21 protein-coding genes are annotated in these 20,489 nt (G+C 43.7%); 9 read left to right on the forward strand and 12 right to left on the reverse strand.

Going from position 1 to position 20,489, the window contains the following annotated elements:
- Window positions 1-88 precede the first annotated feature (88 nt).
- The 6 genes from ACKPCE_RS02780 to rpmH form a co-directional block, all read right to left on the reverse strand.
- Entirely contained in the window at window positions 89-436 is a 348-nt protein-coding gene (locus tag ACKPCE_RS02780; protein ID WP_319504116.1) for a DUF8478 family putative metalloprotein, read from the reverse strand.
- Between the two features lie 36 nt (window positions 437-472).
- Window positions 473-1,762 carry a sensor histidine kinase gene (locus ACKPCE_RS02785; RefSeq protein WP_462676482.1) on the reverse strand — a complete coding sequence of 430 codons (1,290 nt, stop codon included), beginning with the start codon at window positions 1,760-1,762 and terminating at the stop codon, window positions 473-475.
- Window positions 1,750-2,424 carry a response regulator transcription factor gene (locus ACKPCE_RS02790; protein ID WP_276993727.1) on the reverse strand — a complete coding sequence of 225 codons (675 nt, stop codon included), beginning with the start codon at window positions 2,422-2,424 and terminating at the stop codon, window positions 1,750-1,752. Before ACKPCE_RS02790 ends, ACKPCE_RS02785 begins: the two co-directional genes overlap by 13 nt.
- A gap of 63 nt (window positions 2,425-2,487) precedes the next feature.
- The gene (locus tag ACKPCE_RS02795; RefSeq protein ID WP_319504118.1) at window positions 2,488-4,092 is read right to left on the reverse strand and encodes an ArnT family glycosyltransferase; all 1,605 of its coding nucleotides are present in this window, start codon (window positions 4,090-4,092) and stop codon (window positions 2,488-2,490) included.
- An 898-nt stretch (window positions 4,093-4,990) separates the two neighbouring features.
- Entirely contained in the window at window positions 4,991-5,257 is a 267-nt protein-coding gene (locus ACKPCE_RS02800; RefSeq protein ID WP_319504119.1) for a hypothetical protein, read from the reverse strand.
- Window positions 5,258-5,598: 341 nt separating this feature from the next.
- On the reverse strand, window positions 5,599-5,757 hold the full coding sequence (rpmH, locus tag ACKPCE_RS02805; RefSeq protein ID WP_081698251.1) for a 50S ribosomal protein L34: 159 nt from the start codon (window positions 5,755-5,757) through the stop codon (window positions 5,599-5,601).
- A gap of 199 nt (window positions 5,758-5,956) precedes the next feature.
- Here rpmH and efp point away from each other — a divergent pair, with 199 nt between their 5' ends.
- The 5 genes from efp to ACKPCE_RS02830 all read left to right on the forward strand — a co-directional run bounded on the left by efp (window position 5,957) and on the right by ACKPCE_RS02830 (window position 9,473).
- Window positions 5,957-6,523: an elongation factor P gene (gene efp / locus ACKPCE_RS02810; RefSeq protein WP_024995296.1), complete on the forward strand. Its 567-nt coding sequence runs from the start codon at window positions 5,957-5,959 to the stop codon at window positions 6,521-6,523.
- 100 nt (window positions 6,524-6,623) lie between these two features.
- Window positions 6,624-7,613 carry a glycosyltransferase gene (locus ACKPCE_RS02815; RefSeq protein WP_319504120.1) on the forward strand — a complete coding sequence of 330 codons (990 nt, stop codon included), beginning with the start codon at window positions 6,624-6,626 and terminating at the stop codon, window positions 7,611-7,613.
- A 43-nt stretch (window positions 7,614-7,656) separates the two neighbouring features.
- Entirely contained in the window at window positions 7,657-8,355 is a 699-nt protein-coding gene (gene radC, locus ACKPCE_RS02820; protein WP_276962690.1) for a RadC family protein, read from the forward strand.
- Window positions 8,356-8,394: 39 nt separating this feature from the next.
- Entirely contained in the window at window positions 8,395-8,706 is a 312-nt protein-coding gene (locus tag ACKPCE_RS02825; protein ID WP_024995299.1) for a metal-sulfur cluster assembly factor, read from the forward strand.
- A complete protein-coding gene (locus ACKPCE_RS02830; RefSeq protein ID WP_308764556.1) occupies window positions 8,703-9,473 on the forward strand; it encodes a UDP-2,3-diacylglucosamine diphosphatase in 771 nt (256 codons plus the stop codon). The genes ACKPCE_RS02825 and ACKPCE_RS02830 overlap by 4 nt, the downstream gene beginning before the upstream one ends.
- A 76-nt stretch (window positions 9,474-9,549) precedes the next feature.
- Here the strand turns inward: ACKPCE_RS02830 and ACKPCE_RS02835 are convergent, their stop codons facing one another.
- The 3 genes from ACKPCE_RS02835 to pta form a co-directional block, all read right to left on the reverse strand.
- The gene (locus ACKPCE_RS02835; RefSeq protein WP_319504121.1) at window positions 9,550-10,953 is read right to left on the reverse strand and encodes an alkaline phosphatase; all 1,404 of its coding nucleotides are present in this window, start codon (window positions 10,951-10,953) and stop codon (window positions 9,550-9,552) included.
- A gap of 233 nt (window positions 10,954-11,186) precedes the next feature.
- Window positions 11,187-12,383, reverse strand: a complete 1,197-nt coding sequence (locus ACKPCE_RS02840) for an acetate kinase (RefSeq protein ID WP_319504122.1) — start codon at window positions 12,381-12,383, stop codon at window positions 11,187-11,189.
- 12 nt (window positions 12,384-12,395) lie between these two features.
- Complete coding sequence (gene pta, locus ACKPCE_RS02845; protein ID WP_319504123.1) at window positions 12,396-13,412, reverse strand: phosphate acetyltransferase; 1,017 nt, start codon at window positions 13,410-13,412, stop codon at window positions 12,396-12,398.
- A 289-nt stretch (window positions 13,413-13,701) separates the two neighbouring features.
- Between pta and ACKPCE_RS02850 the strand changes: the two genes are divergently transcribed.
- From ACKPCE_RS02850 to ACKPCE_RS02865, 4 genes are read left to right on the forward strand one after another with little or no spacing between them, the layout of a single operon-like run.
- The gene (locus ACKPCE_RS02850) at window positions 13,702-14,040 is read left to right on the forward strand and encodes a CidA/LrgA family protein (protein WP_024995304.1); all 339 of its coding nucleotides are present in this window, start codon (window positions 13,702-13,704) and stop codon (window positions 14,038-14,040) included.
- Complete coding sequence (locus ACKPCE_RS02855; RefSeq protein WP_024995305.1) at window positions 14,037-14,732, forward strand: LrgB family protein; 696 nt, start codon at window positions 14,037-14,039, stop codon at window positions 14,730-14,732. Before ACKPCE_RS02850 ends, ACKPCE_RS02855 begins: the two co-directional genes overlap by 4 nt.
- Window positions 14,733-14,789: 57 nt before the next feature.
- Window positions 14,790-15,683: a DUF2156 domain-containing protein gene (locus ACKPCE_RS02860; RefSeq protein ID WP_319504124.1), complete on the forward strand. Its 894-nt coding sequence runs from the start codon at window positions 14,790-14,792 to the stop codon at window positions 15,681-15,683.
- Between the two features lie 31 nt (window positions 15,684-15,714).
- A complete protein-coding gene (locus ACKPCE_RS02865) occupies window positions 15,715-16,731 on the forward strand; it encodes a GNAT family N-acetyltransferase (protein ID WP_319504125.1) in 1,017 nt (338 codons plus the stop codon).
- A gap of 68 nt (window positions 16,732-16,799) precedes the next feature.
- On the opposite strand, the gene ACKPCE_RS02870 is transcribed toward ACKPCE_RS02865, so the two are convergent.
- The 3 genes from ACKPCE_RS02870 to cdaA are packed head-to-tail and all read right to left on the reverse strand — an operon-like array spanning window position 16,800 to window position 20,478.
- On the reverse strand, window positions 16,800-18,119 hold the full coding sequence (locus ACKPCE_RS02870; protein ID WP_319504126.1) for a TldD/PmbA family protein: 1,320 nt from the start codon (window positions 18,117-18,119) through the stop codon (window positions 16,800-16,802).
- Between the two features lie 27 nt (window positions 18,120-18,146).
- Window positions 18,147-19,673 carry a TldD/PmbA family protein gene (locus ACKPCE_RS02875; protein WP_276962683.1) on the reverse strand — a complete coding sequence of 509 codons (1,527 nt, stop codon included), beginning with the start codon at window positions 19,671-19,673 and terminating at the stop codon, window positions 18,147-18,149.
- Window positions 19,674-19,713: 40 nt separating this feature from the next.
- The gene (cdaA, locus tag ACKPCE_RS02880) at window positions 19,714-20,478 is read right to left on the reverse strand and encodes a diadenylate cyclase CdaA (RefSeq protein WP_319504127.1); all 765 of its coding nucleotides are present in this window, start codon (window positions 20,476-20,478) and stop codon (window positions 19,714-19,716) included.
- Window positions 20,479-20,489 lie beyond the last annotated feature (11 nt).

Below are 20,489 nucleotides of genomic sequence, written 5' to 3' on the forward strand. Positions count from 1 at the left end.
TGGGGCAAAGCACATCAATGCCTTCCGCTCTGTCTCTATACTATAGCAGAAAGGCAGAAAATTCTATTCTCAAATCAATTAAGAAATATCAAAGAGAATAAGAAGGAGGTGCACGCAACTGAATGCCTGTTAGCCTGGAAGACACAAAGCCTTGCAAGCGGGTATCAGGCAGCAGTTCTAAAAAGAAAAGCAGTAATGGGGTTACCAACAAGGAAAGAACAATGGCTCCGGTAACCCAAATTTGTGACAGATGATTTATCAGCTGAAACTCTGCAGAAGAGTGCGTATGCTCTACATCCTTATTGAACGGATGGGAATGCACAATTGTGACTCCGTTCACCACATGCGAGTGAACAAATAAACTGACCAGCCCCACGTAAGATATAAACAAGGCCGGCAAGAAATATTTGAGTATGCGAAGCAACAATCGTTTCATGTTTCACTGATTAACTGCAAAAAAATAGGTTTATAATTAACTACCCCTATTAAACATCTTAACACCGAAAATATGAAGATTGTTTTCATAATTATAACTTACCTCCCATCCGTGCATGATGCATATTTGTTGAACAATGGCTAATCCAAGTCCATTGCCTTTTTTCTCTTCGGAAGAGCGACTAAACCTTCTGAATATTTTATTCGGATCAAGTGCATAAGGCACTCCTGTGTTTGAGACTTTTAAACCGCTTTTGTCTACTTTTATATTAATAGTTCCCTCTTTTACATTATGGCGAATCGCATTCACCACCATATTATTGATCAAACTTTCAACAAGCAATTTATTGGCCTTCAGGTTAAGCGAGCTACCTGTTTCTACATGAACAGTGAGTCCTTCACTCTCTGCAAGTTCACGTAAGTACAGCAGTTGATCGTGTAGTATTTTCACAAAATCAACAACTTCCATATTTGACAATTGAGAATTATCTATGCGTGCCAGAAACAGCAAATTCTTATTTAAGCGTGTCATCCTAGCCGATACTGCATACAAAGATCGTATTATTTCCGTATTTGACTGTGTCAATCCTGGTTGCTGCAAAAGAATATCCAATTGCGATTTAAAGACAGCCAATGGTGTTTGAAGTTCGTGAGAAGCATTTTCTATAAACTCCTTTTGCTGTTTATAAATAGTAATATTGTCAACCATCAACCCGTTCAATTTCTCATTAAGGCGAGAAAATTCAATCGTAGTTGTCTGCTCAAAATCAGGCTTTTGCCCCGATTCCAGCTTAAAACCTTCTATCTTATCTAACGTATCATAAAATGGTTTCCATAGCTTCTTAGACATCATACGTTGAAGTATGGTCAATGACACCAACAAAGCCAAAAACAAAAGACCATATTGCGAACCCATCGTGGCAAGCAGATCTTTGTTTTCTATCATCGGGATGTGTGACATCAAGACAAAAGGTTTTCCTTCAATTTCAATTTTACGATAGAATACCCGGTAATCTACCGGATACCCTTCCGCACTATTAAAAAAGGGTTCTTTCGCGGGCTTGTCAAACACATATAAATCACTATACGGCACAATAGCTACATCTTCATTGTATTTATTCCAATGGTCAATATCCTCCTTTGAGAAAGAGGGAAGCCGTTTCGAAATAAATTCATCACTTCTAAAGATAATAAGTTCATCCAGATCTTCCGCATAAAAATGCCTCATTAAAAAAAACAGCAATGGCGCACAACACAACAGTACTAGTGTTGTATATATAAAAAAGCCCCTGAGATTTTTATCAGCCAGTGTTCTCATTCTACCCATTGATATCCGGTTCCATAAATCGTTTTAATCATACAATCACAACCTTCTTCTGAAAGTTTTGCCTTCAAGTTTTTAATATGAGCATAGACAAAATTATAATTATCAAACATATCAGCCATATCACCCGAGAGGTGTTCTGCTATAGAATCTTTAGATACAATTCGTTTCTTGTTTCCTATGAGAAATAATAGAAGATCATATTCTGACCTGGTAAGATTAATAATCCGATCTTTTACTTTTGCGGTTTTTGAAAGCAAGTCAATTTCCAGATTTCCAGAAGTTAGCAGATTATTATGTGAGAACTGTTGACGTCGCATGAGCGCATAGATCCGAATGCTTAATTCGGAAAGAGAAAAAGGTTTTGAGAGATAATCGTCAGCGCCTATTTTCAAGCCCTCAATCTTATCATCCAGAGAGCCTCGGGCTGACAAGATAATAACGCCACTGTTTATATGCCGAATCTTTATTTCTTTGAGTACCTGAATGCCATCGCCACCGGGAAGGTTTAAGTCAAGCAAAATACAATCATAGGTGTACAAAGAGATTTTTTCTATTGCACTATCAAAGTCATAAGCCTGTTCGCAGAGATAATTATCATCTGAAAGAAACTTTGCTATGTTATTCGATAATTCTTTTTCGTCTTCAATAATCAATATTTTCATGTCACTTCCATGTCTTTTGGTTATTAACAAATAACCAACCAGTTTTTATTGCTAATTCATCTTCTAATTCACATTTTTTCTTTCAAGGCGAACCAAGCTATTAGAGTTCTTTTGTTCAATCAGATACCAGCTATATTCGTCAGTTTTTCCAACCGGCGAATATCTGCCTATCCACTTTATAAGCTCTTCATCATGCAACAGTTCTTTCTTACGCACAAATAATATCGTCTTGTTCCAGTGATGCGCCATGGAATCTAATTGAGATACAGTCTCCGTTTGCTGAAGTTCTGAGTTCAGGTACACATCCATATTAGATGATGTATTGAACTTATAACAAGCGTAATGAACCACCTTTTTTTTCTTCGCCAAAACTAATGCAGAACTTGCCATTTCTCTAAAACCAATATACTTATTTACAGACGGTATGATAAATGATCCGATAAAGACCAATCCTATTATTGCGAAACTAATCACACAAATGGCTCTAAGAGTTTGCTTTTTATGCAACAGTATAATGGCTACAACGCCTCCGAAAGTCAGCATGGTGCATGCAGCCAATAGAAGAATAGGGTTGTTGAGTATAGCAAAAATTTTATGACTGAATACAATTATGGCAGGCAAAATAAGGGCAAACAATAGGGCCGGTACCGTAATAGCCATTTTCACGAATTTATTATTAAGGTTATCCATCAGAATAATGGAACACAGATAAACAATAAAAGGATATTCGGGCAATAGATAAATATCGAGTTTAGAACTAATAGCCGACAATAAGATAAGGCTTGTGCTTATAACAATGAGAAATAACTTTTTCAAGTCGTCATTGATTGTTTTTTGCTGAATGCCCTTCCATAGTAAAACGACATAAAGCAATGACCAAGGAGCAAATGACCATAGCATTCGGGGCACATAAAACCAAAAGGGTTCTTTATGATGAAACGAGTTAACTCCTCTGCCGATAGTCTGTTTGAAAAGTATATTATAAAGATAATCTCTTCCTCCTTCAACGTAAATCAAAGCAAACCATAATGCACATAACCCGGCAAGTATCGTCCATTGCTGCCAACCTAAATAACGACCAATGGTACGAATTTGCTTTTTGAGCACCAAAAATGAGATAATAGATACTACCGGTATTAGCAAGCCTATAGGACCTTTAGTAAACAAAGCCAAAAAGATAAAAACCGGTAAAACATGCCTTCCAATACGCGCATGCTCATCGTTCTTATAAATAGTCCAAAAAATATAAAGCGAAACAACAATAAAAAAAGTCATAAGCATATCCATACGAACAACCAAAGCCGAACCAAGAAACATACCGGTGGTAAGCAACAACGCATTACTCACCAACGGATTACTGGCTATACCTTCTTTCCTCACCCACTGGTCCATCACAGCCATTATACCAATGGTAGGTAGCAGACTGAATAAACCTATGAGCCACATGCTATAGGTACCTGTTATCAGTTTAATCAGCATAATAAGCCAGAAAAACAAAGGAGGTTTATCTGCGTAGACTGCGCCATGATTATAGAAGGTAAACCAAGTGCCATTCTTTAACGCTTCGTCAACAATGCTGATATACTTTAATTCATTAGTTGGCGTATAATCCCTAAAAAGGAAAGCAGGAATCAGCAATAATATGTAATATAAATATCGATAACGCATTTTCAGTTGTTTTGCTTGAGCCTCCAAAATAGAAGAGCAATTTTGTAGAAAAATAGAATTATCACTATTTATGACGATATTTCAGGATTAATAAAATTTGAGATAATAAAATGAGAAATATTCTTTTTGGATAGAATCCGGCGTTTTTAAAAGGGATAGACTAATTCAAATATACTCCTTTCTCAGATTGCTCCCCAACAATTAAAAATCCTAGGCCAACTTTTTAAAATCCTAGGCGTAGAAATAAAATTTGCAGGCGAACAATTGGCACCCTATTCGAACATTAATACATAAAATACCATGATATGAAAATATGTAAATCTCGGAACTGCAGCAGCAACATTACGTAATTATTATTCCTTAAAAAAGGTATCAAAAAAGATCCTTAATGTAACATATTACGACCAGAACAATCTTATAACAAACCTTATTCATCCTAACCCGAAGCAAGCAGTTCTTCTTTTCGACGAATGAAGCAACTCGGACCGGAACAGCGAAAATAAAGTACAAACAATCAAGGTAACTCACGAAAACACAAGGAAAATCTCCTAATTTTTATATATTAATTATTATTCTTTATTATATCAGGGCTGAATCAATGGCTGAACCTCTTTTCGTTAAACCTTGTAAAACCCTCAAATTCAAAACATTACAAACTCAAAATAATGGCTGAACCAATGGCTGAAAATTATTGGTTATTTTTGTATACAAATACAAAAGATTTAAATAGCTAATTAGCAGTCAGGCTTTCAATCGATTGTCGCTATGGTTTAGCCCGTCCAACAATCAGCAACAGGAGGTCATATCGAGCCGATGACATACTCTAGAATTGAATCACAGAAAACGAACCTGCCAACAACTTGTACTGCAACCAGAACTAAGGCACTACTTAAACTCATTATTGCACCCGTCCTTGCAAACAAATACCAAAAGACGAGGCACTACCCACCCGAGGAGATAAAACCAAACAGAGAGGCTTAAAACAGCACCAGCGAGCGTCCAAATAGCAACGAGACATAGCACCAACAACAAAGAAACCAATTATGGGTCCCCTATATGCTCCACAATCAGCCTTACCTTGCGACGGGTGAAATCGTTGACGATGAAGAGAATTCCAGTTGAAAGTCTGTTTATGAGTGGTAACAGAAACACAAATACCCGCCACCTGATTTATACATATTTAGGAACGCGTCCATTTAATCTGAATGTAATTATAATCAAACAAATAGTTTCAATCTCGTACTTATGAAGCACCTTGTTTTTTAGTATTTCAACTTTCAATTTAAGAAGCTGTGGCTCGAGGTTTTTGCGTTGATGTTTCATCTCGGCACCAGGTCTTCTCTTTGTTTATGGAGGTAAATCTCACCACTGCTGCAAAGATAACAAAGAAAAGAAGTGCAACTTGCGGAAAGATATTGTAGGAATGAGGGAATTAAAAGGCTACTGCACAAAAAAAAGAAGGCATCTTTAAAAGATACCTTCTTTTTTATTTCGTTCACACGGATATTACTTTGTTCCGTTGTATTCGTCAGAGACAGATAATTTCTTTCTGCCTTTAGCACGACGTGCTGCCAATACTCTACGACCATTGGCGCTAGCCATTCTTTCACGGAAACCGTGTTTGTTCTTTCTCTTTCTGTTAGAGGGTTGAAATGTCCTTTTCATTACTATATATTGCTTTTATTTGTTATGACTCATGGGAAATCGGGTTGCAAAAATAGGTACTTTTTTTAAATTAACCAAGAGTTCCGTCATTTTTAGTCAAAACCTTTTGTGTTTTTTACCTATTTAGATTACTTTTGCGCTCGGAAACGACTGCAAGACAGGTAGTAATCTAATAAACAGTATAATAACAAATTATTTTATGATCAATTCACAAGACATCAAGAACGGAACCTGCATCCGTTTAGACGGAAAGCTCTATTTCTGCATCGAGTTTTTACACGTAAAACCCGGTAAAGGAAATACTTTTATGCGTACCAAATTGAAAGATGTAATTAACGGATACGTGATAGAGCGCCGTTTCAACATCGGCGAGAAACTGGAAGATGTACGCGTAGAGCGTCGTCCTCACCAATACTTGTACAAAGAAGGAGATCACTATATATTCATGAATCAGGAATCTTTTGACCAAATTCCTATTGCACACGATTTGATTAACGGTGTTGACTTCCTATTGGAGGGCATGATTGCCGAAGTTGTATCGGATGCTTCTACTGAAACCGTTCTGTATGCCGACCTGCCTGTTAAGGTGCAAATGAAGGTTACGTATACCGAACCGGGCATGAAGGGTGATACCGCTACTAATACATTGAAACCTGCAACTGTGGAATCGGGTGCGGAAGTTCGTGTACCGTTGTTCATCACTGAAGGTGAAACCATTGAAATTGATACGCGCGACGGTTCTTACCAAGGACGCGTAAAAGCATAATTTTCCCGAAAGGGTAACCCCATTATAACCATTTGCTATTTACTGCTCTTCTTCGAGGGGAAAACGGTAAATGGTAAGTGGTTATTTAGTATCTATGCCTATGTTTTATTCCGTAATTATTCCGGTGTACAACCGACCCGATGAGGTAGATGAACTACTTCAAAGTCTTACAAGTCAAAGTTTTAAGAACTTTGAGGTGATTATTGTGGAAGACGGATCGTCTGTTCCCTGTGAGACAGTCACGCAAAAGTATGCCGAGCTACTGCAAATAAGCTATTATAGCAAACCGAACTCGGGACCGGGGCAGACGCGTAATTACGGAGCGGAAAGGGCATCGGGCGATTACCTTATTATACTGGATTCCGATTGCATCTTACCCGAAGATTATTTCAAGGAGGTGGAGCAGGAGTTGACGGCGTCACCTGCCGATGCTTTTGGCGGTCCCGACAGGGCACACGCTTCTTTCAGTGACATGCAGAAGGCCATTAATTATTCCATGACTTCGTTTTTCACCACCGGGGGCATTCGCGGGGGCAAAAAGAAGATGGATAAGTTTTACCCGCGCAGCTTCAACATGGGGGTGCACACAGAGGTGTACCGAGCCTTGCAAGGTTTCTCGAACATGCGTTTCGGTGAGGACATTGATTTCAGTATACGAATATTCCAACACAACTATGTGTGCAGGCTTTTTCCGGGTGCATGGGTGTATCACAAGAGGCGCACGGATTTGAAGAAATTCTTCAAACAAGTGCATAACTCGGGCATTGCACGCATCAACCTGTACAAGAAGTACCCTGATTCTCTGAAGCTGGTGCATCTGTTGCCGGGTGTGTTTACACTGGGTGTGGCGGTATTGTTGCTTGCTGCGTTACTGTGGCCGGTAGCTCTGATACCGCTAGCGGTTTACGCCTTGCTGGTGGGTACGGATGCAGCGGTGCAAAACAGAAGTTTGCGCATTGGTTTGTATGCCGTAGCGGCTTCGTTCACACAGCTAACGGGTTACGGCACGGGCTTTTGGCGAGCCTGGTGGCAACGGTGTGTGCGGGGAAAAGATGAGTTCTCTGCTTTCAGCAAGAATTTCTATAAGTAACCGAAGCCCGAAAGGGCGAATAACTTAATACGATGAAAAAGACATGGAAAACAAACAAAAACTCAATATCTCTGAATGGGCGGAGGAAGACCGTCCGCGTGAAAAGATGATGCTGAAGGGTTCCGGAGCACTTAGCGACGCGGAACTGCTTGCCATTTTAATCGGTTCGGGCAATACCGAAGAGAGTGCCGTTGAACTGATGCGCCGCATCATGCAGGCGTGCAACAACAACCTGAACGAGTTGGCTAAGTGGGACGTGAATCGTTTTGCCGGATTCAAAGGAATGGGACCGGCCAAAAGTATCAGCATCATGGCGGCTCTGGAAATTGGTAAACGCCGCAAACTGCAAGACGTGGAGGAGCGCACGCAGATTACTTGTTCCACGGATGTGTATCGCATCTTGCACCCGCTATTGTGTGATTTGCCGCAGGAGGAGTTTTGGATTGTTTTGCTCAATCAGTCGAACAAGGTGATTGCTACCACACGTATCAGCTCGGGAGGGATCGATGGTACGTATGCCGATGTGCGAACCATTCTGCGCGAGGCACTGATGCAAAGAGCCACGGGGGTAATCTTGTCGCACAACCATCCTTCGGGTAATCCCAACCCCAGCAACGAGGATAAAAAACTGACCGCACAAATTCAACAGGCGGCTCGTACCATGAACATTCGTGTTGCCGACCATGTTATTATTTGCGACGGCAGATATTACAGTTTTGCCGATAACGGTGAGATGGTATAGCCGAATTTAGCTATCTTTGCAGAAATAACAATTACAAGTATGGACAAATTTGAAACTGAAGTTAAAATCGTTGAGATACTCAAAACAGTATACGACCCTGAAATTCCGGTTAACATATATGACCTGGGACTGATTTACCGCATAGACGTAAACGAGGATGCCAGCGTGAATGTAGACATGACGCTGACGGCTCCAAGCTGTCCGGCTGCCGACTTTATCATGGAGGATGTGCAGCAGAAGGTGGAATCGGTTGAGGGGGTGAAGAGTGTAAACATCAATCTGGTCTTTGAACCGCAATGGGACAAGGATATGATGAGTGAGGAAGCTAAATTGGAATTGGGTTTCTTATGAAAAAGGTATATTTCCTCTCCGACGCGCATCTGGGGTCACGTGCCATTGAGCATGGACGCATGCAGGAGCGCAGGCTGGTCAACTTTTTAGATAGCATCAAGCATCAGGCTGAAGCTGTTTATCTGTTGGGCGACTTGTTCGACTTCTGGTTTGAGTTCCGCACGGTGGTGCCCAAGGGTTATACTCGTTTTCTCGGGAAGATTTCCGAGCTGACGGATATGGGAGTGGAAGTGCATTTCTTTATTGGTAATCATGACATTTGGTGTGGCGATTATCTCACACAAGAGTGTGGGGTAATTATGCACACTCAACCGCTGACCACGGAGATTTTCGGGAAGGAGTTCTTTCTGGCGCACGGCGACGGACTGGGTGATCCCGATCCTAAATTCAAATTGCTGCGTTCCATGTTTCACAACCGCACGTTGCAGCGGTTGTTTGCCGCCATTCATCCGCGTTGGAGCATGGACTTGGGGCTAACTTGGGCCAAGCACAGCCGCATGAAGCGTGTTGACGGCAAAGAACCCGATTACATGGGCGAGAACAAAGAGTTTCTGGTTCTCTTCAGCAAACAGTATCTCAAAGAGCATCCCGACATCAATTACTTTATTTACGGACACCGGCACATTATGCTGGATCTGATGTTATCAAGTTCGGCGCGTGTCACCATTCTGGGCGACTGGATCAGTTATTTCTCCTATGCTGTTTTCGACGGGGAGAATTTGTTGCTGGATCAGTATATTGAGGGCGAAGACCTCAATAATGAATAGATTGAGGATGTGCAACGTAAAAAGGCCGGCAACGAGTGCCGACCTTCGGAGAACTGATTATTGAATCAGTTCTTTTTTATTTGTATCCGCCTGCTTTGGCTATGCGTTTGGGGATTTCAATATTATCCATCTTACCGTTGAATAGCTCCGCTCCGGCACCGATGGCAAACACGGGCACGTAACCGGCACTGTGATTACCGCTTGCCCAAGCAACACGTGCTATTTCATTCATCACTTCTTTGGCACGGGCTGCCAATGGCTCGCTAATGGCATACTCTGTCTTCTCAAAAGCCTGCACATTCTTCACGAAAGAGTTTTCGTATTCGTCACGCAGTTTCTTTTCTTGTTCCCAGCTAACGGGGAGTTCTTTCCAAAGTCCCATTTTATCGGCCAGCAGTGCCTTCACTTCTTCCCAAGACACCTTGTGGTTCTTTTCTTTGCGCAACTTATTAATGGCTACAGAAAGGTATTCCTGAGATATTTTTTGGTATTGCAGGGCTTTGAGGTTGAGATCCATGCTTCCTGTTCCCAGACCGATACCACCCGTTTCATGGTCGGCAGTAATCACAATCAGGGTTTCTTTGGGATGTTTTTTGTAGAATTCGTAAGCTACCTTAATAGCATTATCGAAGTCAATCACTTCATTGAAAGCAGTAGCTGCATCATTGTTATGACAAGCCCAGTCAATCTTTCCTCCTTCAAGCATCACGAAGAAACCTTTGCTTTTCTCTTTGGTCAGAAAACTGATGGCTGCATCTGTGATTTGAGCCAAGGTTAAATCACCTTGTTTAGAATCAATGGCATAAGGAACCGCATCGGGAATGGAATTATCTTTTTGTACCAGAATCATTTTTTTGGCACGAGGATATTCTGCCTTAAATGCATCATAACCCTTTACGAGAGAATAACCTGCCTGCTCAAAAAGGGGATAGATGCTGGGGGCCTCTTTCTTGTCGTACGTTTTGTCGGGACTCAGGAAACCGGAGCCTGCATAGAAATCGAAACCGGCTTTAGGAAGATCGGTTGCTATTTCGTAGTACATCTTACGGCTTGCCTGGTGTGCATAGAAAGCTGCCGGAGTAGCATGGTCAATGCTCACGGTAGTGGCAACTCCGACTCGTTTACCCGAACGTTTGGCACGCTCGGCAACGGTAACCAGTTGCTTCTTATCTTTGTCGAACCCGATGGCTCCGTTATACGTTTTTACGCCTGTAGACAGCGCAGTGCCCGCAGCTGCTGAATCTGTAATAGGATTGGTGCCCGAGAAAGTCGTCACCACCCCTGCAACGGGAAACTGAGTGAACAGAAGTGATTCGGTTCCTATCTTTCCATTCTTTTCGGCCAGGTACATTTCGGTTCCGTTCACTTGGTTCACACCCATACCGTCACCGATGAAATAGAACACATATTTGGCTTTACCTTGTGCAAAGACCGCACAGGCAAGGAGTAAGAAGATTAAAACATTAAAGGTTCGTTTCATGACTTTTTATTTAAAATTATTCTAATTAATGACACAAAGATAAAACCTTTACTTTTTCATGCAACCATCGGAGTGTTAATAAATGAATATCAGGGACAAACAAAGTCGATTGGCACGGCCTGTGCCCGCTGTTCACTTAGACTCATTACAATCACATGAACAATGTGAGAAAAAAAACAGCGTGCACTGCAAGAAGCAACACACGCTGTTATTATATAGGTGAAAACAAATTTCTATTTCAAGATGGTCATCGTATCCGAAGCAATCATAAACTCTTCGTCGGTAGGTATTACCACTACTTTCACTTTAGAGTCGGCAGTACTGATGATTGTTTCCTTACCGCGGATGGTAGCGTTATATGGTTCGTCAATTTTCACGCCCATGTATTCCAGTCCCTGACATACGCCTGCACGGCAGGTTGCCTGGTTCTCGCCTACCCCACCGGTAAACACGATAATATCAACACCACCCAATGCAGCAGCATAAGCACCGATGTATTTTTTAATGCGGTAGAAGTACATGTTCTCAGCCAGCTGAGCGCGTTCTTCGCCACGAGCCACAGCATCTTCCAGTTCGCGCATGTCCGAAGAAACTTCGAATATACCCAGAACACCACTCTTCTTGTTCACCAAGTCCGACAGGCCGGTTGCATCCAGTCCTTCTTTTTCCATGATGAACGTAAGTGCGCCTGCATCGATGTCGCCCACACGAGTACCCATCATCAAACCTTCTACCGGAGTAAGTCCCATAGAGGTATCAATTGATTTGCCGTCTTTCACTGCGGTAATAGAACCACCGTTGCCGATGTGGCAGGTGATGATGCGCTGTCCTTCGGGTTTCACTCCCAAGAATTCACATGCACGTGCCGAAACATAACGGTGACTGGTTCCGTGGAATCCGTAACGACGCACGCCGTATTTGGTGTACATTTCGTATGGAAGCGGATACATATAAGCGTAATCGGGCATGGTTTGATGGAAAGCCGTATCGAACACGCCTACTTGAGGAACATTAGGAAGCAATTTTGAAATGGTATAAATACCCTTCAGGTTGGCCGGATTGTGAAGCGGCGCCAATTCTGAGCATTGAACCATTTGGTCAACCACATCTTGAGTAATCAACACAGAAGAGTTGAACTTCTCACCTCCGTGTACCACGCGGTGGCCTACTGCCGTAATATCATCCAACGAGCTGATGCAACCGTATTTTTCACCGGTCAGTGTTTCCAGAACGAGCTCAATACCTACGGTATGCTCAGGAATTTCACGTTCAAGAATAACCTTTTCGCCATTGGGTAATGCAAACTTAAGGAATGAACCTTGTAAACCGATTCTCTCAATACCACCTTGAGCCATCACTTCCTTGCTGTCCATATCGAACAGTTTGTACTTGATTGATGAGCTACCACAGTTTAAAACTAAAATTTTCATAATCTCCGTATTTTATTTTGCGTTGCTAGCTGCGATTGCCTGATTGGCTGTAATTGCAATCATTTTGTACACGTCGTCCACCGAACATCCTCTTGAAAGGTCGTTAACAGGACGGGCGATTCCTTGAAGAATAGGTCCGATAGCATCAACATTACCTAAGCGTTGAGCAATCTTATAACCAATATTACCTACTTCCAAATTAGGTACAACCAATACATTGGCATGTCCGGCAATCTCAGAACCGGGAGCTTTGCTGGCACCGATCGAAGGAACCAAAGCAGCATCGGCCTGTAATTCACCGTCTATTTTCAAAGCGGGATCAAGCTGTTGAGCGATCTTGAAAGCCTCAACGACCTTGTCTACATTTTCATGTTTGGCAGAGCCTTTTGTTGAGAAGCTCAGCATAGCCACACGGGGTTCGTCAATACCGGCAACGGCTGTGGCAGTACGGGCTGTAGAAACAGCGATTTCGGCAAGTTGTTGTGCATCGGGAACCGGAGTAACAGCAACGTCACCCATCACCAACACACCATTCTTACCGTATTGAGTATTTTTTGAAATAAGTAGCATGGCACCGGAAACGCAGCTGATACCGGGCACTGTTTTGATAATCTGCAAAGCAGGACGCAAAACATTACCGGTTGTGTTACGAGCACCGGCCAACTGACCATCGGCATCGTTATTCTTCACCATCAAACAACCCAGATACAACGGATCGAGAACCAACTTTCTGGCATTTTCCATTGTCATTCCCTTCTTCTTACGGAGTTCAAAAAGAAGTTCTGCATATTCTTCTTTTTTCGGCTGATTTTCGGGGTCAACAATCGTTGCCTGATCAATGTGCTTCAAGCTCCACTGAGCTGCCAAGTCCTTGATTTCGGCGGGATTGCCAATCAGTATCAAATCGGCTACACCATCTGCCAATACCTGGTCGGCAGCCTTTAGAGTGCGCTCCTCCGTTCCCTCGGGAAGAACTATGCGCTGGCGGTTCGCCTTCGCCCGCGCAACAATTTCGCTAATTAAATCCATGAATATATTTTAAATTGTACTATAACTGAGGAAAGTATTTTAAAAATACGGTGCAAAATTACACATAATTGCAATATCTACATTGCAATTTCTGGTATTTTTGAATCAGAAAATACAATTATTGTAATATTTAACATTAGCGAATAACAACGAAAAACGCTAATTTGAATTGTTCCGTACCCAAGCGGGGCAAATGGCTCAGATGTAAGTTCTCACATAATATGAACCGAAGGGGCAACTTTGCTGTTTTTTTAGTAATTTTGCAACGTTTTCAAAAAGGTATATAGGTATGATACGTCAATGCGCCATTCTGTTCGGTTGCCTGGCCTTAGGTGAATTAATCGTCTTCCTCACAGGTATCAAACTTCCTTCCAGCATTATTGGAATGTTATTACTCACGTTGTTTTTAAAATTGGGGTGGGTCAAATTACACTGGGTTCAGGGTATGTCTGACTTCTTGGTTGCTAACCTGGGATTCTTTTTTATTCCGCCGGGTGTAGCGCTGATGCTCTATTTTGATATTATCCGGGCTGAATTCTGGCCCATAGTGATTGCTACATTAGTCAGTACCGCCCTGGTGTTGATCGTAACGGGTTGGGTACATCAATTAACAAGGAAAATAAAATGAGTTACCTCGAGAATAAATTCTTTCTGCTGGCCATTACGTTTGGTATTTATTTCTTTGCCAAACTGCTGCAGAAGAAAACTGGAATCGTCCTGTTAAACCCTATATTGCTGGCTATTGCTGCCATCATTGTCTTTCTGAAGACATTCAACATCAGCTATGACACGTACAACGAAGGCGGACAACTCATTGAGTTCTGGCTGAAACCGGCTGTAGTGGCACTGGGAGTTCCTTTGTATCTGCAACTGGAAACTATCAAGAAGCAATTGATGCCTATTATTTTGTCGCAACTGGCCGGCTGTGTGGTAGGAGTCGTTTCTGTGGTTGTGATAGCCAAGCTGATGGGTGCCAGTCAGGCCGTCATTTTGTCACTTGCCCCCAAATCGGTTACCACACCCATTGCCATGGAGGTGACCAAAACCATAGAAGGCATACCTTCACTCACCGCTGCCGTGGTAGTATGTGTGGGATTGCTGGGAGCTATACTGGGTTTCAAAACATTAAAGCTGCTCAGGGTAAACAGTCCCATAGCCCAAGGACTTTCCATGGGAACGGCTGCTCATGCCGTAGGTACTTCCACAGCAATGGATGTAAGTGGTAAATATGGCGCTTACGCCAGTCTGGGACTGACCCTCAACGGCATCTTCACCGCTTTGCTGACTCCCACAATTTTACGTTTATTGGGGTTCCTATAACAAAATGCGCACTTTTTTGTTATGTATGATGGATTTAATCAAACGTAAGGAATCAATATGATAGAATTTAAAGATCTCACTGTAGAAGACAAAGACACAATCACCTCTTTTACAATGAATAGTTGCCGTCGCAATTGCGACCTCTCGTTCTCCAATCTGTGTAGCTGGAGATTCATGTACAACACAAAATTTGCGGTCATTGACAACTTTCTGGTTTTCAAGTTCTGGCTACACGGCAGAGTTTCTTATATGATGCCTGTGGGACAAGGTGACCCGGAGAAAGAACTCATAGAAAAGCTGATTGAAGATTCTCAACTCGAAGGCGAGCCGCTTCGGCTAATGGGTGTGTGCCAGGGCATGAAAAAACGCCTCAACGACATACTTCCGGAGGAATTTGAGTTTACGACTAACAGGGATTATTCGGATTACATTTACCTGCGAAGCGATTTGGCTACTCTGACAGGCAAGAAGTTTCAGTCGAAGAGAAACCATATCAACCGGTTTAAGAAAGAATATACTTATAAATATGTGCCCATTACGCCCGATCGTGTACAGGAATGTCTATATTTGGAGGCTGAATGGTGCAAAGCGAATGATTGCGATAAGCAAGACGGCACCGGCAACGAGCGCCAGGCCATTGTCTTCGCGCTGGAGCACTTCGAGGAATTAGGATTGAGTGGAGGTATCTTGTATGCCAACGACAAGATAGTGGCTTTCACATTCGGTATGCCAATAAACAAAGAGACCTTTGGTGTGCACGTTGAGAAGGCCGACACAACAGTTGACGGCGCTTATGCAATGATTAATTTTGAGTTCGCCAACCACATACCCGAAACATTCACCTACATCAACCGCGAAGAAGATTTAGGTATTGAAGGACTCAGAAAAGCCAAGCTGTCTTACCAGCCGGAAACCATTCTGGAGAAGTTTGTGGCACATTATAAAGGATAAATAACCGCCGTGAGGCAAATAAACGTATGGCATGTTGAAACAACAGATAAAAGAATTATGGAGATTGTGCTTTAATGATAGTGAAGCATTTACCGAACTGTATTTCACACACAGATATAACAACGAGGTGAATATCTGCATACAAAGTGGTGAGATGGTGATTTCGGCTATGCAAACATTGCCTTATCCCATGACCTTTTGCAACAATACCATTCCTACTGCTTATGTTTCGGGAGCATGTACGCACCCCGATTACCAAGGGCGAGGAGTGATGCGTGAACTGTTGTCACAAGCCTTTGGGCGCATGCAAAGTCAGGGAGTATTACTCAGCACGCTGATACCGGCTACTGATCATCTCTTTGACTACTACAAAAAAAGCGGTTACGCGGCTGTGTTCGATTACATGGTTGAAACGCTTCTGCCGGAGGACTTAAGCTACGGAAAGAAAGACCTGAAGATTGCTTCTTCTGCTGAATTTCAGGAAGATGTGTACGCCTATCTGGCGACTAAGATGGAGGAACGTTCTTGCTGCATACAACATACGGCGGCCGACTTTAAAGTGATACTTGCCGATTTAGCCCTGAGCGGCGGTGAGGTGTTTGTAGCCACCAGCGGAAAATCCATTTGCGGCATTGCCGTTGCATACTCCAAAGAACAGACTCTTCAGGTGAATGAACTGCTGACCGATAGTAACGAAGTGGAGCAAGCGCTTTTGCTGGCTGCCTGCGAACGGTGGGACTGCCGGAAACTTTCGGTAATTCGTCCGTATAAACAAGAGGCCAATCGGAGGCGTTTGGGCATGGTACGCATCATTGATGCCAAAAGAGTGTTGCAGCTATATGCCGCAGCCAATCCGCAAGTAGAGATGAACATGGAACTAACCGACTCATTGCTGGCTGCCAACAACGGGTACTTCTATATCAACAACGGCAAATGCATGAAGAGTGAAGAACGATTGCCGGGATCACATGAGCGCCTCAGCATTGAGGCACTGGCCCTGAAAATCTTCTTACCGCTAAAGCCGTACATGAGCTTGATGCTCAATTAACAAAACAAACAAACAAAGCCACCTGTCAAAGGGTGGCTTTCATTTTATATGCTTGTTTGAACGGCTGTTTACAATCCGCTAAAATCAACCCCGTCGAATACCAGCGAAGGGATTCTCCACGATGACGACAAGCGGGGATCGTTACCTGTTTCAACCAACGAGTTCCAAAGCGAAAGCATGTTGCCTGTAATATTCATTTCGGAAACAGGCACGGTCAGCTTGCCATTCTCAATAAGGAATCCTTCGATACCGTAAGAGAAATCACCCGTGGAACTGTTGCAGTTACCACCGTTGAAGCCGGTTACCAGAATACCGTTGCTAACACCTGCTGTTAGTCCGTCGAGGTCTTTGCTGCCAGTCTTCATCACCAACAAAGAGGGAGAGCTTATGGTAGGCTCCACGTTCATCTTCTTGGCGTTGTATGTATCAATGAAATACGTATTCAGCACACCATTCTCAAAGATAGCTCTACGCTGAGTGGCCACGCCCTCGTTATCGAAATAGCGCGCACCCGAAGCTTGCGGCAGATGCGGTTCATCCATCAGTGTCATCTTAGCGGCAGCCACTTGTGTGCCCAGCTTGTTCAGCATAAACGAGTTCTTCTGCTGAAGAGCGGAGCCATACAAAGCCTGTATCATGGGCGAAACCAGTCGGCCGGAGTTCAGCGGGTCAACTACCATAGTGTACTTGCCCGACTTCACTTTGGTTTGTCCCAGTTTGCGCAAGACTCTTTCAAATGCTTTTTTACCGATGTCATTGCGTATCAGCTTGTCGAAGAACAAGGAAGACTCATACCAGTAAGACGAAGGACGCGCCTCCCCCTCTCCTTTTACGCTGACGCTGGCCGACAAAGAGTACCAAGAGTTTTGCGTTTCGCCTTCGAAGCCATTGCTGGCAAGCAAATAGCCAAAGTTCACCCCGTCACTGTACGACGACTCCACGGAGATAATCCGTTTGTCGGTTCCATACACCTCTTCGGCAATGGCACGAGCCAATCCCACCTTTTCATCTGGTTGAACCGAATCGAACTTCCCGTCGAGCATTTGCAAGTCGGGCGAACCACCCTTATAATAGCGGCTACTATCCGGCAAAGAACGGAAAGCATCTTCCGCCAAATATTTGGTTGATTCAATACCGTTGGTGATGAACCGTTCCAGCTCCTTCTTGTCTAACCTGTTGGTTGAGAAAGAACCGTATCTGTTATTAACAAAAAGCGTGATAGACAAGCCGTTTTCAGAAGCCTGCTGCAACTTATCCATTTTGGCATCCCGGAGTTCGAACGAACTGTTCGAGCCCGAATTAAGATTCACCCTTGCTGCCTGGCACCCGTTCTTCAAAGCAAAGTCCATTGCCCATTGTGCCAGTTTCTTGTTACTGTCTGATATCATGATAAGAATTCTTATTCGTTACTAAAATCAGTTACTGCCACCTACCGTGAGCTTGCTCACTAAAGCAGAAGGCATTCCACAAGTTACCGGACACGACTGTCCGTCTTTTCCGCACGTCCAGGTTCCGTTGTCAATCTTGGCATTATCCGCCACCATGGTGATATCCGCCAATGCCTTGGGACCGTTACCGATGATATTGATATCCTTAATCGGTTGAGTCAATTTGCCATCTTCAATGAGGTAACCCGACTTCACAAAGAACGTAAAGTCGCCCGCACCGATCTGCACCTGACCGTTGGTAAACTGATCGACAAAGATTCCCTTCTTAACCGAAGCAATAATATCTTCCTCCTTCACGTTGCCCGGATCCATATACGTGGCACGCATGCGCGGCATAGGCATGCAGCGGAACGATTCCCTACGGCCGTTGCCCGTTGAGGGAATACCGTAATGCTTGGCACTGATGCGGTCGTGCAGGTAACTGGTGAGCACACCCTCCTTCACGATATACGTTTTTTGTCCGGCAGCCCCTTCATCATCCATATTCACCGACCCGCGGTTGAAAGGAATGGTACCGTCGTCAATCACACTGATGTGTTCATTGCATATTTTCTTGTTCAACTGATCAGAGAAGATAGAGACATTCTTACGGTTGAAGTCGGCCTCAAAAGCATGACCGATAGCCTCGTGCAACAAAATGCCCGAACCACCGGCACCCATTACCACCGGCATTTCGCCCCCTTTGGGCTTCACTGCCTGGAAAAGAATGGATGTTTTAGCTACAGCCTCCTGTGCCAGCAGTTCCACAACGTCATCGTTCAGGAACTCAAAGCCCATGCGGTAAGCTCTGGCCGCATAACCGTTCTCCACCTTGCCGTTTTCCTCCATGATACAAACAGCACCCAGCGTAACCATGGGACGGTAATCATAATACATCACCCCCTCGGAATTGCAGAAAAGAATGTGCGATGTGGTATCCGTAAGCGAAGCCGAAACCTTGTGCACCCTTTTGTCGAGTGCAAATATACGGTCGTTGAGTCGTTGCAGGTAAGGCATTTTACTTTTCAGAATCACCTCTTCCCAAGGCATCTTAACCGAATAATAGTTTGTCTTGATGGGCTTATCCGTTAGCGCCACAGGCAACGTAGCCTTTCCGCCTGTAGCGATGCGAGCCGCCGTACGGGCAGCATTGAGCATCTCTTTAAGAGTTACATTCTCCACATAAGCATAACCGGTTTGGTCGCCGGCAAGCACCCTGATTCCCACTCCAAAATCAATGTTCGAATTGCAGCGGTTCACAGCACCGTCTTGCAACCCTACATAATTATTAAAGGTATGTTCAAAGAAAAGGTCGGCATAATCGCCACCTTTCTCCAGAGCTGCGGCGAGCACCTTTTTCATATCTTCCTGCGAAACACCGAAATGATTCAGGGCAGAAGAGATACCCGATGCATCGTGAGCACCTTTCAGACTTTCGGCACGTAGAACGGATGAAGCGGCCATAGAGCCCAGCACCACCATGCCTCCTGTTTTTAAAAAGTTACGTCTATCCATAACGCGTAGGTTACTGTTAATGAACTATTTTAGTTTACTGTCACTCGTCTTTTGTGAGCAAGCTATCGAGCTCTTCCGCACTGAGGCGAAGGTAGAACTGCCCTCTGTAAGCCACCGAGATGGCTCCTGTTTCTTCGGACACAATGATGGCATGTGCATCCGATTGTTGAGAAATTCCCATGGCAGCCCGATGGCGTAACCCCAGTTCCTTAGGAATATCGAGGTTGTGCGACACAGGCAGAATGCAGCCGGCTGCTCGGATTCTTCCCTTACCGATAACCACCGCACCATCGTGCAGCGGACTGTTCTTAAAGAATATGTTCTCCAGCAATCGCTGGTTGACATCCGCATTGATCACCTCGCCCGATTGCAATACCTCATCGAGCGGCAGGTTGTGTTCCATGACAATGAGCGCCCCCACCCGCTGCTTGCTCATGCTGATGCAAGCCATGACGATGGGCATAATATCTTCATGCTCCAGAGATTCTTTCTTGTTGCCGGTGAGAAAACGCACCAGTCCGCTAGCCCTTTGGTGCGACCCCAGAGTAAGCAGAAAGCGGCGTATCTCATCCTGAAAAAGAACAATGAGCGCCAGCACGCCTACGCTGACCAGCTTGTCGAATATAGATCCGAGCAAACGCATCTCCAATACCTGAGACACCACCAGCCAAATAAGAATAAACACCAGAATACCGGTGAAAATATTGATGGAACCCGAAGCCTTCATCAGCTTGTATGTGTAATACAGCAAGAAAGCAACAAGCAGTATGTCTATAAAATCTTTTATTCCAAACTCAAAAAACATGCATCCGTTAT

This window comes from Bacteroides graminisolvens, assembly GCF_963666085.1.
Lineage (GTDB): Bacteria > Bacteroidota > Bacteroidia > Bacteroidales > Bacteroidaceae > Bacteroides > Bacteroides graminisolvens.

Coding starts and splice junctions, on each gene's coding strand:
- ACKPCE_RS02825 (WP_024995299.1), top strand. CDS start 8,395: ATGGACAAATTTGAAACTGAAGTTAAAATCGTTGAGATACTCAAAACA.
- radC (WP_276962690.1), top strand. CDS start 7,657: ATGGAAAACAAACAAAAACTCAATATCTCTGAATGGGCGGAGGAAGAC.
- ACKPCE_RS02875 (WP_276962683.1), bottom strand. CDS start 19,673: ATGGATAGACGTAACTTTTTAAAAACAGGAGGCATGGTGGTGCTGGGC.
- rpmH (WP_081698251.1), bottom strand. CDS start 5,757: ATGAAAAGGACATTTCAACCCTCTAACAGAAAGAGAAAGAACAAACAC.
- ACKPCE_RS02790 (WP_276993727.1), bottom strand. CDS start 2,424: ATGAAAATATTGATTATTGAAGACGAAAAAGAATTATCGAATAACATA.
- ACKPCE_RS02865 (WP_319504125.1), top strand. CDS start 15,715: ATGTTGAAACAACAGATAAAAGAATTATGGAGATTGTGCTTTAATGAT.
- ACKPCE_RS02795 (WP_319504118.1), bottom strand. CDS start 4,092: ATGCGTTATCGATATTTATATTACATATTATTGCTGATTCCTGCTTTC.
- ACKPCE_RS02835 (WP_319504121.1), bottom strand. CDS start 10,953: ATGAAACGAACCTTTAATGTTTTAATCTTCTTACTCCTTGCCTGTGCG.
- ACKPCE_RS02785 (WP_462676482.1), bottom strand. CDS start 1,762: ATGGGTAGAATGAGAACACTGGCTGATAAAAATCTCAGGGGCTTTTTT.
- ACKPCE_RS02830 (WP_308764556.1), top strand. CDS start 8,703: ATGAAAAAGGTATATTTCCTCTCCGACGCGCATCTGGGGTCACGTGCC.
- ACKPCE_RS02780 (WP_319504116.1), bottom strand. CDS start 436: ATGAAACGATTGTTGCTTCGCATACTCAAATATTTCTTGCCGGCCTTG.
- ACKPCE_RS02855 (WP_024995305.1), top strand. CDS start 14,037: ATGAGTTACCTCGAGAATAAATTCTTTCTGCTGGCCATTACGTTTGGT.
- ACKPCE_RS02850 (WP_024995304.1), top strand. CDS start 13,702: ATGATACGTCAATGCGCCATTCTGTTCGGTTGCCTGGCCTTAGGTGAA.
- ACKPCE_RS02840 (WP_319504122.1), bottom strand. CDS start 12,383: ATGAAAATTTTAGTTTTAAACTGTGGTAGCTCATCAATCAAGTACAAA.
- ACKPCE_RS02870 (WP_319504126.1), bottom strand. CDS start 18,119: ATGATATCAGACAGTAACAAGAAACTGGCACAATGGGCAATGGACTTT.
- ACKPCE_RS02815 (WP_319504120.1), top strand. CDS start 6,624: ATGTTTTATTCCGTAATTATTCCGGTGTACAACCGACCCGATGAGGTA.
- efp (WP_024995296.1), top strand. CDS start 5,957: ATGATCAATTCACAAGACATCAAGAACGGAACCTGCATCCGTTTAGAC.
- ACKPCE_RS02860 (WP_319504124.1), top strand. CDS start 14,790: ATGATAGAATTTAAAGATCTCACTGTAGAAGACAAAGACACAATCACC.
- cdaA (WP_319504127.1), bottom strand. CDS start 20,478: ATGTTTTTTGAGTTTGGAATAAAAGATTTTATAGACATACTGCTTGTT.
- pta (WP_319504123.1), bottom strand. CDS start 13,412: ATGGATTTAATTAGCGAAATTGTTGCGCGGGCGAAGGCGAACCGCCAG.